Here is a 13906-nt window from a genome sequence, read left to right on the forward strand (position 1 = left end):
CGCTTATACTAGCGGTCTTTAGCCCTCTGTTTGAGACTCACGATGCGCCGCCTGCTGTTCTGCCTTTTGCTGACGCTCACTTCGCTCACTTCGCTCACGGCGCTTGCCGCCGAGCCGCCCCGCCCCAAGGTCGGCCTGGTGCTCTCCGGCGGCGCGGCCCGTGGCCTTGCCCATATCGGCGTGCTCAAGGCCCTGGAAGAACAGGGCGTGCGCATCGACGCCATTGCCGGCACCAGCATGGGCGCCGTGGTAGGCGGGTTGTATGCGTCTGGCTACAGCGTCGAAGAGCTGGAAAAACTCGCCACCACCCTCGACTGGCAGCAGGCACTGTCCGACGCTCCGCCGCGCAAGGACGTGCCGTTCAGGCGCAAGCAGGATGACCGCGACTTTCTGGTGAAGCAGAAGCTGAGCTTTCGCGACGACGGCAGCCTGGGCCTGCCATTGGGGGTGATTCAGGGCCAGAACCTGGCCCTGCTGCTGGAAAGCAAGCTGGCCCACACCGCCGACACCCGCGATTTCGACAAACTGCCGATCCCGTTCCGCGCCGTGGCCACCGACATCGCCAGTGGCGAAAAAGTGGTGTTCAGCCGCGGCCACCTGCCCCAGGTGATCCGTGCCAGCATGTCGATCCCGGCCGTGTTCGCCCCGGTCGAGCTGGATGGCCGGCTGCTGGTCGATGGCGGCATGGTCGACAACATCCCCGTCGACGTGGCGCGAGAGATGGGTGTGGACCTGGCCATTGTGGTCGATATCGGCACCCCGCTGCGCGACCGCAAACAGCTGGCGACGGTGGTGGATGTGCTCAATCAGTCGATCACCCTGATGACCCGGCGCAACTCCGAGGAACAACTGGCCAGCCTGCGCCGCGACGACATCCTCATCCAACCGCAACTGGCCGCCTTCGGCGTTACCGACTTTGGCCGCGCCCGCGACATGATCGACGCCGGCTACCGCGCCACGCGCCTGCTCGACCCGCGCCTGGCCGCACTTCGCCAGCCCGAAGGTGACGCCGGGCTGGCCGTCGCACGCTCGCCCCGCCAGCGCACCCCGGTGATCACCGCGATCAGAGTGGAGAACGATTCCAAAGTCAGTGACGACGTGATTCGCTACTACATACGCCAGCCGATCGGCGAGCCGCTGGAGCTGGACCGCCTGCAGACCGACATGGGTACTCTCTACGGCCTGGACTACTTCGACCGCGTGCAATACCGCGTTGTGCACAAGGGCGACGACCATACCCTGGTGATCAACGCCCGTGGCAAACGCGGCGGCACCGATTATCTGCGCCTGGGACTGAACCTGTCCGACGACCTGCGCGGCGACAGTGCCTTCAACCTGGGCGCCAGTTACCGCGTCAATGGCATCAACCGCCTGGGCGCAGAGTGGCTGACGCGTGCGCAGATCGGCGACCAGCAGGAACTCTACAGCGAGTTCTACCAACCGCTGGATGTGGGTTCGCGTTGGTTCATCGCACCTTACCTGGACTTCGGCTCGCAGAATATCGAGGCCACCCTGGACAACGACCCGGTCGCCGAGTACCGCCTGGAACGCTACGAATTCGGCCTCAACGTCGGCCGCCAGATCGGCACCTATGGCGAAGTCCGCCTGGGCGCGGGCAAGGCCTGGGGCGAAGCCGAGGTGCGCATCGGGGCCCAGGATCTACCGAAGGTCAGCTTCAACGAAGGTTTCTATGAGCTGAAGTACTCGTTCGACACGCTAGACAACGTGTACTTCCCGCACAGCGGTGAGGACATCGGTCTGACGCTGCGCAAGTATGACCAGTCGCTCGATTCGGACGTGGATTACCGGCAGTGGCTGTTCAACCTCGACAAAGCGATCAGCAGCGGGCCGAACACCTGGGTGCTTGGCGGGCGTTATGGGCGCACGCTGGACGACACCGAGGTGGTGCCGTCGAGTTTCGTAATGGGCGGTGCGCGCGAGCTGTCGGGGTTCCGCCAGGACTCGGTGTCAGGGCAGAACATCAGCCTGCTGCGCGTGGTTTATTACCGGCGCCTCACCCCGCGTGGCTACCTGCCGCTGGACTTCCCGCTGTACATCGGCGGCTCGCTTGAGCGTGGGCGGGCATGGAACAACGACAATGAGTTCGACAGTGGCTACATCAATGCGGCGAGTGTGTTCCTTGGGCTGGAAACACCTTTGGGGCCGCTGAACCTGACGTATGGGGCCAACAGTGCGCATGAACAGGCGGTGTATCTGAACCTGGGGAATACCTTCTAGATTGCCGGGGGCGCAAAGCGGCCCCGACCTTTCAAGACTTTTCCAGGTTCGCAAGAATCTTCGCATGCACGCGCATGCACACTTCCAGATCCGCCTCGTCCACCCCGGTGAACAGTTCCAGGCGCAGCGCATTGGCAATGGTCTCAATCTGCTCGATCAGAGGCTTTGCCGGTGGGCACAGCTGAATCTTCTTCGCCCGCCGGTCTTCCAGCACGGCCTGACGCCGCACCAGGCCCTGGCTTTCCAGGCTGTCGAGCAGGCGCGCAAGGGTCGGGCCTTCAACGCCGACGCTCTGGGCCAGTTCGCGCTGGGTCGGGGCCTCTTCGAAACGCGCCAGGTGCAGCAACACCAGCCAGCGCGCCTGGGACAGGTTGAGCCCGGCCAGGCGGCGATCCAGCTCGGCGCGCCAGCCGCGGGACATCTGCGCCAGCTGCATGCCGAAGCGGTGTTGATTGTCGGTCAGGGGCATAAGCAACTCATTGACTAGAACTAATTATTAGTCAGCTAACCATGCCCCGGATCATCAGGCAAGGCTGCCTGATGGGCAAACGACCGATAATCGTCAAAAAGGATGACAACGGTCAGAGGATGTCCGAAATGTCCCCCGATCAGAGCTCGAATTCAGCCGCCAGCGCCGCACGTACGCAATAGAGCACTCCCTCAGGGACGCGGGCACCGAATAACGGTGCGATAGTCGACACCGGCGGCAGCTCCCCTTCGCCGTCGAGGAAGGCGTCCTGCACTTCCATCAACAGGTCTTCGGGCAAGTCCAGCGCCTGATCCAGGCTCAATTCGTGGCGGCCAATGGCTTCGGCCAGCAAGCTGTAGACGTTCTTCTCGCTGCAGTTGAGCTGGCCGGCGATCTGTGCCGGCGTCATGCCGGCGCGGGCCAGGCTGACCAGTTCGTGACGCAGGTCCAGAACCACTTTGGGCGCCTCCTGCGTGCCACCGGCGCCATTGAGCACCTCGAGGAACGCCTGGCCGTAGCGCTCCAGTTTGCGCGCACCCACACCGCTGACCTGGGCCATGTCGCTGAGGCTGGTCGGCTGGCTGCGCAGCATCTCCAGCAGGGTGGAATCGGGGAAGATGACGTACGGCGGCACGCTGTGCTCCTCGGCCAGTTTGCGCCGCAATGTGCGCAGCTCCTCCCACAGCTCGCGCTCTTCGGCGCGCACCAGCTGGCTGGCCGGGCTGCCGCCGCTGGAGGAGGACTTGGCCACGGTCTGCGGCTTGAGGTCGCGGCGCAACTGCAAGGTCACCTCGCCACGCAGCAGCGGCCGGCAGCTGTCGGACAGGCGCAGGCCGCCATAGCCCTCCAGGTCGATGTCCACCAGGCCTCGCGCCACCAACTGGCGGAACAATGAACGCCATTCCACCTCGGCGACCGCCTTGCCCACCCCGAACACCGCCAGTTTCTCGTGGCCGAAATTGCGCGCTTTTTCGGTGTCTTTGCCCAGCAACACGTCAATCAAGTGGCCGACACCGTAGCGCTGCCCGGTACGGAACACCGCCGACAGAGCCTGGCGCGCAGGCTCTGTGGCATCCCAGGTCTGGACCTGGTCGACGCAGTTGTCGCAATGCCCGCAGGGCTGTTCGAGCACTTCGTCGAAATAGGCCAGCAACGACTGCCGGCGGCAGCGGGTTTCTTCGCACAGCGCCAGCATGGCGTCGAGCTTGTGCTGCTCCACGCGCTTGTGACGCTCGTCGCCTTCGGAGTTCTGCAACATCTGCTTGAGCATCACCATGTCCTGCAGGCCGTAGGCCATCCAGGCATCGGACGGCAGGCCATCACGGCCAGCACGACCAGTCTCCTGGTAGTAGGCTTCGAGCGACTTGGGCAGGTCGAGGTGGGCGACGAAACGAACGTTGGGCTTGTCGATGCCCATGCCGAACGCGATGGTGGCGACCATGATCAGCCCTTCCTCATTGAGGAAGCGGTGCTGGTTGGCCGAACGGGTCTCGGCCGCCAGGCCGGCGTGGTACGGCAGCGCCGGGAAGCCCTGTTCGCACAGGTAGGCTGCTGTCTCATCGACCTTCTTGCGCGACAGGCAATAGACGATACCGGCATTGCCACGGCGCTCGGCGAGAAACGCCATCAGCTGCTTGCGCGGCGACTCCTTGGGCACGATGCGATAGAAGATGTTCGGCCGGTCGAAGCTCGACAAGAAACGTTCGGCGCCCTGCAGGTGCAGGCGCTGGACGATCTCCTCGCGGGTACGCATGTCGGCGGTGGCGGTCAGGGCGATGCGCGGAACGTGCGGGAACAACTCGGCCAGCTGGCCCAGCTGCAGGTATTCCGGGCGGAAATCATGGCCCCATTGCGAGACGCAGTGCGCCTCGTCGATGGCGAACAAAGACACGTCCAGCCCGCTCAAGAAGTCCAGCATGCGCGGCTGCACCAGGCGCTCCGGCGCCAGGTACAGCATCTTCACTTCGCCACGGCGCAGGCGCCCGGCCAGGTCGCGCTGCTGCTCAGCGCTCAGGGTGGAGTTCAGCGCAGCCGCCGCAACGCCGAGTTCATCGAGGGTGGCGACCTGGTCGTCCATCAGCGCGATCAGCGGCGACACCACCACGGTCAGGCCTGGGCGCAACAACCCCGGCACCTGGAAGCACAACGACTTGCCGCCGCCGGTGGGCATCAACACCAGGGCATCGCCGCCATTGGCCACGCATTCGATGATCGCTGCCTGGCGCCCGCGGAAACTGTCGTAGCCGAAGATATCCTTGAGAACGCGCTGAGCCTGTTCGAGCATGTGCAACTCCACAAATCGCCGTACCATCCTGGACACAGGCTGGACGAAAAACCCGCTCCGCACACGCCGAATGCGTAAGCGGCTTTTACCAGAGGGCCGGCAAATCAAGCCCCTGGGTGAAAAACCGCGAAGTATACCCCAGTGCCGAGCCGCGCAGGATGCCCCGGTGACAGACGTTCCCTTTGCCCCGGCATCGCCGCAAGGTGCTAGAATTCAGCATCGTATATTCCCCAAGGTAGCCCTGTAATGTCCTTCGCCGAGCAACTGACCCGCCTGCAAGCCTTCCTCGACGCCGACGAACTGCACGAAGAAGCGCTGGACTACGTCGCCGCCCACGGCTACCTGACCGCGCTGTCGATCTGCTCGGAGGAGGTGCCTGAGCGTGAATGGATCGACGCGCTGTTCGCCGAAGAACCCCATTACGCCAGCGATGCCCAGCGCACCGAAATCGAAGCGACCCTGGTCGCACTGAAGGGCCACATCGCTCGCCAGCTGGCCAGTGACGACGAATTCGACCTGCCGTGCGAGCTGGACCTGACCGACGAGCCGGACGATTCCGACCTGCGCGGCTGGTGCATCGGTTTCATGGAAGGCGTGTTCCTGCGCGAAGAGGCCTGGTTCGAGAACGCCGAAGAAGAAGTCAGCGAGATGCTCCTGCCGATCATGGTCGGTTCGGGCCTGTTCGACGAACAACCGGAGTTCGCCGACATCGCCAGCAACGCCAACCTGCAGGACGACATGATCGTGCAGATCCCGGAGGCGTTGAGCGCACTGTTCCTGCTGCTGCACGCCCCTGAAGAGAAGCCGGCGCTGCTCAAGCCACGCCACCACTGAGTTGGCCGTGCGCTACCTGCTGCTGGCCATCGGCTGGCTCAGCGTCGCGCTGGGGGTGCTGGGGATCTTCCTGCCGGTGTTGCCCACCACCCCGTTCCTGCTGTTGGCGGCGGCCTGCTTTGGCCGCAGCTCGCCACGCTTTCATCACTGGTTGATCAACCACCCCCAGCTGGGGCCGTGGATCCGTGACTACCTGAGCGGCGCAGGCATTCCGCTCAAGGGCAAGGTCTATGCGATCGGGCTGATGTGGGCGAGCATCGGCCTGTCGTGTTACCTGGTGCCGCTGTTCTGGGCGCGGGTGTTCATGCTGACCACTGCGGTGTTGGTAAGCCTGTACATCCTCAGGCAAAAGACCCTGCACCGCCCCTGACCGGCCCCACACGAGTGGTTTGGTTCAGATTTCACATTCACGCATGAACATGATGAACTCTCGGCCCTCGATGTTTTTGACATCGAAGGTGCGCAAGCCGACGAGCGTGCCGTTGAGCAGCGTGCAGGCTCGTGCCAGGTCGGACTCAGCGGTCGATAAGTAATCGTTGATCGATGGGTAGATTCCGGTCTGGAAGGTGGCAAAAACAATCCGTGTCGATGTTTCGGCCATGACAGCAGGCGCCAATACCGACAAGGCAAGCGATGCCAGCACGGATGGAATACGTCGTTTCATGGTGGTCCGTCCTGATGAGCGGCCAATCGCCGCACATCAAACTTAACCATTCCCCGTGCTTCAAAAAGCAGGCCGCGCCCGCGCGCACCGTCAGACACGGCCTGCTTTACGCTGCGAAAATCGCCCTCATACGGTATCCACTTTCAGCGAATGATCATCCAGCATCCCATTGATGATGGTCGCCGTATCATGCCCCGCCGATATCACCCCACCCGCCCCTGCCGTTACCCCGTAGTGCTGGGCCAGGTCGACCCCGGCCAGGTCGATGGTCTGAATCGGCGCAGCCCCCGCCGCGCTGCTGACCTCTATGGTCGACACCACGTTTTCCCCCGAGCCACTGACTTTGAAGTGCAGGTAATCATCCAGCGATGACGCCGTGGCGTGCTCCCCCTGCAACAGCTGAGACAGGTCCAGCTTGTCGCTGCCGGGGGTGAAGTCGGTCACGGTGTCGTGGCCGCCGTCGCCCTTCTGCCAGACGAAAGTGTCGTTGCCATTGCCGCCCGTCATCCTGTCGTTGCCTGGCCCGCCAATCAGGATGTCATTGCCGTCCCCGCCCTTGAGCACATCGTTGCCTGCACCGCCATTGAGCACGTTGTCGGCGCTGTTGCCGATCAGAGTATCTCCGTAGTCTGAGCCGACCAGGTTATGGATACCGTTCAAGGTTTCCACACCGGCACCTCCGGTGTCCTGTGGCCCTTCATGGCTGAGGTCGATGGTCACCGCACCCTTGGCCAGGGCGTAGTTGGCCGTGTGGCCGTTGTGCTCGTCGCCAGCAGGGGCGTGCGCTTCCAGCGAAGCGATGTCGACAGGGCTGGAGAGGCCGGCAGCGCCGTGGTCACTGCCGACACCCATGTGCGACGCCGGGTCCTGCGCATTGGCATAGTCGAGCACCAGACTCAGCTTGTAGCTTTCGCCACCCTTGCTGGCACCCTGCGGGTCGCTGACGTGAATGCTGTACACCCCGTCGTGGCTGGCCGTGAAGCTGTCGCCGGCAGCGATGGACTGATAGGTGCCACCGGCATCCTTCCATTCCAGCGCCAGGTTGCCATCGTGCGCGTCGTGGTTCAATTGCAGGGTTTCGCCTTTGCGCAGGCTGACGTTGATCACTTCTTCGGCATTGCCCTGAGCGGCGGCAGCACCGGTGGCGCCGAGATAGCCGAGCACCACCAGCGCGGCGGTCATGCTGCTGGCATCGAGGGTGAACGCGCCGCGCTCGACGACCCGCTGCTCCTGGCCCCTGCCATAACCGTCGGCACATCCGGACATGGAATTGTCGTGCACGTTGATGGTGATCACTGCCGTGCTTTCATCACCGTCGCCATCGCGGATGGTGTAGACGAAGGTGTCAGTAGCGTCGCGAGGCGCCGCCACGTTCGGGTCGGAGTGGTACACCGCATTGCCTTGGGCATCCAGGGTGAGGTAACCGAACTGACCCGCGACATGGCTGCCGAGTTGGCCGATGGCCGAACTGGACGTATCGTGCCCGGCACGCACACCGACAACATAGCCGCAGTCGGCGGGCACGTCGGCTCCGATCGCATCGTTGTACAGGACGTTGCCGCGCACTTCATCGCCTTTGCTGACGCTGACGAAGTCGCAATGCGCTTGCGGCACGTCGTCGACAACGGTGATGCGCACGGTGCTGGTGGTCCAGTTGCCGACCGTGTCTTCGACTCTGTAAGTGAAAGACTCGCTGACGGTGTTGGCACCGTCGTTGGCGTGCGGCTGCGAATTCGCTGGCGAGGTCAACGTGTAGGTGTAGGAGCCATCCGCATTCAAGTGAATCTGGCCGAACTGGCCGACGGCATTGCCGACCAGCGTGTAGGTCAATGCCCCCACGCCACCGGCGACCTGCCCGACCAGACTGCCGGACGCCGTTTCTGCAGGCGAGCAAGGGTCACTGCCGTTGACGCTGCCAGCCGCGAGGTCGTGGCCGTCCCTGTTCAGGTCCAGCGCGCTCTCGTAAACCCACACGCCACCGTCGCCACACGGCTGCAGCGCTGGGTTGTGCACGTTGATGGTGACCGTCGTGGTGCTCTCGTCACCGTCGGCGTCGCGAATGGTGTAGACAAAGCTGTCCAGAGCATCACGCGGTGCCACGGCATCGGGATTGGAGTGGTAAACCGCATTGCCCTGCCCATCGAGGGTCAGGTAGCCGTACTGGCCCTGCACCTGGCTGTTGAGCTGGCCGATGGCGGATGTGGACGTATCGCTACCCGCGCGGACGCCAACCACATATTGCCCGTCACTGCGGGTATCGGCGCCGACCACGTCGTTGTACATCACGTTGCCGCACACCACCTCGCCCTTGTACACACTGACGAAGTCGCTGTTGGCCGTGGGCACGTCGTCGACGATGGTGATGACGATGCTGCTGGTGGTCGAATGGCCGAGCGAATCCTGCACCTGGTAAGTGAAGATTTCGGTGACGCTGTTCGCACCATCGTTGGCGTGGATCGGCGAGTTGGCCGGCGAAGTCAGGGTGTAGGTGTAGGATCCATCGGCATTCAGATGGATCTGGCCGTATTGGCCTACAGGATTGCCAACCAACGTGTAAGTCAATGCACCCACACCGCCGCTGGTCGAACCGGCCAGGGTCCCGGAGGCCGTCTCCTGGGTTGAGCCCGGTTCACTGCCGGTCACGCTGCCAGCGGCCAGATCATTGCCGTCTTTGTGCAGGTCCAGGGCCTTCTCGTAGACCGTGACGTCGCGGTCTTCGCAGGTCATCAACGCCGTGTGCACGTTGATGGTGAGGGTTGTGGTGCTTTCATCGCCGTCGGCATCGCGAATGGTGTAGACGAAGGTGTCGACGGCATCCCGTGGCGAGGCGACATTCGGGTTGGAGTGGTACTGCGCATTACCGTAGGCATCGATGGTCAGGTAGCCGTACTGGCCGTTGACCTGGGTATTGAGCTGGCCGATCGCCGAGGTGGAGGTATCGCTGCCCGCGCGCACGCCGACCACATACTGGCCATCTGCACGGGTATCGGCGCCGACCACGTCGTTGTACATCACGTTGCCGCGCACCACATCGCCCTTGAACACGCTGACGAAGTCGCTGTTGGCCGTGGGCACATCGTCAACGATGGTGATGACGATGGTGTTGGTGGCCGTGTTACCCAGCGAATCCTGCACCTGGTAGGTGAAGGTCTCGGTCACGGTATTCGCCCCATCATTGGCATGGGTGGGCGAATTGGCCGGAGAAGTCAGGGTGTAGGTGTAGGAGCCATCCGCGTTCAGCTGGATCTGGCCGTATTGGCCTACAGCGCTGCCGACCAGGGTGAAGGTCACGGCACCCACGCCGCTGACCACCACCATGCCCGAGGCCGTCTCGTGGGTGGAGCCAGGGTTGCTGCCGGTCACCGTGCCCGTTGCCAGGTCGTTACCGTCCTTGTGCAGGTCCAGCGCGTTTTCATAAACCGTGACATCGCGGTCCGCGCACACGATCAAGCCGTTGTGCACGTTGATGGTGAGGGTCGTCGTGCTTTCGTCGCCGTCGGCGTCACGGATGGTGTAGACGAAGGTGTCGATGGCATCGCGTGGCGAGGCGACATTGGGGTTGGAGTGATACTCCGCATTGCCGTAGGCATCGATGGTCAGGTAGCCGTACTGGCCGTTGACCTGGGTATTGAGCTGGCCGATGGCTGAGCTGGAGGTATCACTGCCGGCACGCACGCCGACCACATACTGGCCATCGCCACGGGTATCGGCGCCGACCACGTCGTTGTACATCACATTGCCGCGCACCACATCGCCCTTGAACACGCTGACGAAGTCACTGTTGGCCGTGGGTACGTCGTCGACGATGGTGATGACGATGGTGTTGGTGGCCGTGTTACCCAGCGAATCCTGCACCTGGTAGGTGAAGGTCTCGGTCACGCTGTTCGCCCCATCGTTGGCGTGGATCGGCGAATTGGCCGGAGAAGTCAGGGTGTAGGTGTAGGAGCCATCCGCGTTCAGCTGGATCTGGCCGTATTGGCCTACAGCGCTGCCGACCAGGGCGAAGGTCACGGCACCCACGCCGCTGACCACCACCATGCCCGAGGCCGTCTCGTGGGTGGAGCCAGGGTTGCTGCCGGTCACCGTGCCCGTTGCCAGGTCGTTACCGTCCTTGTGCAGGTCCAGCGCGTTTTCATAAACCGTGACATCGCGGTCCGCGCACACGATCAAGCCGTTGTGCACGTTGATGGTGAGGGTCGTCGTGCTTTCGTCGCCGTCGGCGTCACGGATGGTGTAGACGAAGGTGTCGATGGCATCGCGTGGCGAGGCGACATTGGGGTTGGAGTGATACTCCGCATTGCCGTAGGCATCGATGGTCAGGTAGCCGTACTGGCCGTTGACCTGGGTATTGAGCTGGCCGATGGCTGAGCTGGAGGTATCACTGCCGGCACGCACGCCGACCACATACTGGCCATCGCCACGGGTATCGGCGCCGACCACGTCGTTGTACATCACGTTGCCGCGCACCACATCGCCCTTGAAAACGCTGACGAAATCGCTGTTGGCGGTGGGAACGTCGTCGACAATGGTGATGATGATAGTGCTGGTGATCGAGTTACCCAATGAGTCCTGCACCTGATAGGTGAAAGATTCGGTCACGGTATTCGCGCCATCGTTGGCATGGGTCGGCGAGTTGGCCGGGGAAGTCAGGGTGTAGGTGTAGGAGCCGTCCGCATTCAGCTGGATCTGGCCGTATTGGCCTACAGGGTTGCCGACCAGAGTGTAGGTGAGCGTGCCAACACCGCCGCTTGCCGAACCGACCAACGTACCGGTTGCAGTTTCCTGGTTCGAGTTCGGGTCGCTGCCGATGACGCTGCCCGCCGCCAGGTCGTTGCCATCCTTGTGCAGGTCCAGGGCTTTTTCGTACACCGTGACGTCACGGTCTTCGCAGGCCATCAACGAGTTGTGCACATTGATGGTGAGGGTCGTGGTGCTCTCGTCGCCGTCGGCATCGCGGATGGTGTAGACGAAGGTGTCGACGGCATCCCGCGGGGAGGCGATGTTGGGGTTGGAGTGGTACTCGGCATTGCCCTGGGCATCGATGGTCAGGTAGCCGTACTGGCCGTTGACCTGGGTATTGAGCTGGCCGATGGCCGAGCTGGAGGTGTCGCTGCCGGCACGCACACCGACCACATACTGGCCGTCGCCACGGGTATCGGCGCCGACCACGTCGTTGTACATCACATTGCCGCGCACCACGTCGCCCTTGGCCACGCTGGTGAAGTCGTCATGTGCCTGCGGAAGATCATCGACGATGTTGACGTCCAGGCTGCCGGTGGCGGTGCTGCCGTCGACATCCTTGGCGACCACCTGGAAGTGTTCGCTGATGCTATTGCTGCCGTCGCCGTTGGGGTGGGTTTCGTTGTCCAGCAGGGTGTAGCTGTAGCTCACCACACCGGTTGCGGGGTTGTAGCCGATGATGGTCAGGGTGTTGCCTTCGGGCGTGACGATCGACTGCGGGAAGCCCGCCGCCACTCCGCCACTGACCACGCTGATGCCGCCCACCGTCAGGCTCTGCAGGCCGTCTGGCGCGGTGATCTTGAAAGTGCCTTGCTGGGTCAGCGCGCCAGCATCCGGAGCGCTGCCGTCGGGCAGGTTCTTCTCGTAAACCGTCACCTCCCCGCCCTGCGCCTCGAGGCCGTCGAGTTTCACCGGGTCGTCGAGGTTGTCGATATTCAGCGTCAGTGTCGCACTGCTGCTGTCGCCGTCGGCGTCCTTGATCGTGTAGGTAAAGGTTTCCACGCCATGGCCGCCACCGCCCAGGTTCTTGAAGTCCGGGTCGCTGGTGTTGAGCGTGTAGGTGTAGGAACCGTCTGCAGCCAGCACCAGCGTGCCGTAGGTGCCGGTGAACGTACCGGCGATTACCGGGCCGCCGGGAACGCGATCGGCGCCCTGCACATCGTTGCTCAGCACATTGCCGGTCAGCTCAGTGTGTTGCTCGGTGGCCGTGAGCGGGTTGCTGTCGTCGACCGCCTTGGGCACGTCGTCACGAATGATCACATCCAGCGACCCTTGGGCGACATCGCCGTCGCTGTCGCTTACCAGTACCGGCAGGTGCTCGCTCAGGGCGTTGGTACCTGCCCCGTCAGCGTGCTGCTCGGCGCCGGTCAGGGTGTAGCTGTAGCTGACCACACCCGTGGCCGGGTTGTAACCCGTGATGGTCAAAGTGTTGCCCAGGCCGGTGGTGATCGACTGGCCGACGCCGGTCACCACGCCAGCGGTGACCACATTGATGCCGCCGACGCTGAGGTTGTGCACGCCGTCCGGGGCCACAACGGTAAAGCTGCCGGCCTGGGTCAGGGCTGCTGGATTGCTGGCCGAGCCCAGGGGTAGGTTGGCTTCGTCGAGGACCAGTTCGCCAGGGTTGACATCCAGACCACGCAGTTCGACCGGGCGATCCGGGGTGTCGGGTGTCAGTGGTGGGTTGGGCTGCTCGGGAGGATTGGGTTGACCCGGCGGATTGGGTTGGCCGGGGGGCAACCCACCGTTGCCACCATCGTCTGATTCCAGCACGTCGCGTCCACGGCCACTGTCGAGATCCCCGACATAGCGGTTGGCAAGCTCCGGAATGCCATTGAAGCCTGCCGTAGGGAAACCGATCTGCGGGTCGACCCGCGCAGCCACTTCGGTCAGCAGGACAAAACTGTGGCCACCGCCCAACGCGCCCGGAGCACTGCTGCCATTAGGTCCGGCAGCAGGTGCTTCGGCGGTGGTAGTGGGGTCGTCACCTGCGGCAATCGCCTGCTGGATGCGCTCGACATCACTCAGCTGAGCATCGCTTGGCGCGCCGTCCTGAGTCTGTACATGAGCCGCCTGGTTGGCCAGCAAGTCTGGAGTCATGGTCAAACTGCTGTCGCGCCCCAGTGTCAGCTCGGCGCCATTCTGCAAACGCACGGCCACGGCGCCAACGGCCCCTGTTTCCAGCTGCTCGCCCGCGAACAGGCGGTCGCCCTCGATCAAGGGGCGCCGGCTACCGTCGCTGCCAACGGCGAATACCTGACCTACCACCTTGCTGACCACACCGACCAATTTAGCCATGAGCGCACGCCTCCCCTTACCGATTGGCTACACAGCCAACGACATGGCGGGTGGGGTCAACGGTTGCGCGCCCGAGTGTTTCAACGGTGAGAATCGTTCTCTCAGGCCACTACTTTGGCGATAGTCACAATGTAGGTTTGCCATCATCAGATGCCAAAATTTTGTCGCCAAATTCCGCTTTCACCTAACCGTCTTGCGTCCTTAGCTGGAAAAAATCTGGAACTCGCTCCGACGCCGGAAACTCGCATGCTGCGGCGGCATCCGAAATCGCTTGAGTGAAACAATGTCTCGGTTTTTGATAGATCGCATAAGTTTTTTTTCGCATAGCCCTTATGAAAAAATCTTCTTAGCTCGCGCGTTAAATGTTCTTAGCTCTGTT

General features: G+C 63.0%; 7 protein-coding genes. 3 read left to right on the plus strand and 4 right to left on the minus strand.

Going from position 1 to position 13906, the window contains the following annotated elements; translation table 11 throughout:
- Window positions 1–42 precede the first annotated feature (42 nt).
- A complete protein-coding gene (locus ACIPZF_RS03610) occupies window positions 43–2238 on the plus strand; it encodes a patatin-like phospholipase family protein (protein ID WP_400795293.1) in 2196 nt (731 codons plus the stop codon).
- A 31-nt stretch (window positions 2239–2269) separates the two neighbouring features.
- Here the strand turns inward: ACIPZF_RS03610 and ACIPZF_RS03615 are convergent, their stop codons facing one another.
- Window positions 2270–2707, minus strand: coding sequence for a MarR family transcriptional regulator (locus ACIPZF_RS03615; RefSeq protein WP_400795295.1), 438 nt, complete (start codon window positions 2705–2707; stop codon window positions 2270–2272).
- Window positions 2708–2846: 139 nt separating this feature from the next.
- Window positions 2847–4991: a DNA helicase RecQ gene (gene recQ / locus ACIPZF_RS03620; RefSeq protein ID WP_400795296.1), complete on the minus strand. Its 2145-nt coding sequence runs from the start codon at window positions 4989–4991 to the stop codon at window positions 2847–2849.
- A gap of 246 nt (window positions 4992–5237) precedes the next feature.
- On the opposite strand from recQ, the gene ACIPZF_RS03625 reads away from it, so the two are divergent.
- Together ACIPZF_RS03625 and ACIPZF_RS03630 are read left to right on the plus strand one after the other, a co-directional pair.
- The gene (locus ACIPZF_RS03625; protein ID WP_400795298.1) at window positions 5238–5825 is read left to right on the plus strand and encodes a YecA family protein; all 588 of its coding nucleotides are present in this window, start codon (window positions 5238–5240) and stop codon (window positions 5823–5825) included.
- A 7-nt stretch (window positions 5826–5832) separates the two neighbouring features.
- On the plus strand, window positions 5833–6195 hold the full coding sequence (locus tag ACIPZF_RS03630) for a YbaN family protein (RefSeq protein ID WP_400795300.1): 363 nt from the start codon (window positions 5833–5835) through the stop codon (window positions 6193–6195).
- Between the two features lie 24 nt (window positions 6196–6219).
- Here the strand turns inward: ACIPZF_RS03630 and ACIPZF_RS03635 are convergent, their stop codons facing one another.
- Window positions 6220–6489: a hypothetical protein gene (locus ACIPZF_RS03635; RefSeq protein WP_400795302.1), complete on the minus strand. Its 270-nt coding sequence runs from the start codon at window positions 6487–6489 to the stop codon at window positions 6220–6222.
- A gap of 126 nt (window positions 6490–6615) precedes the next feature.
- On the minus strand, window positions 6616–13527 hold the full coding sequence (locus tag ACIPZF_RS03640) for a retention module-containing protein (RefSeq protein ID WP_400795304.1): 6912 nt from the start codon (window positions 13525–13527) through the stop codon (window positions 6616–6618).
- Between the last annotated feature and the right edge of the window lie 379 nt (window positions 13528–13906).

This window comes from Pseudomonas sp. NPDC089752 (assembly GCF_044748725.1).
Lineage (GTDB): Bacteria > Pseudomonadota > Gammaproteobacteria > Pseudomonadales > Pseudomonadaceae > Aquipseudomonas.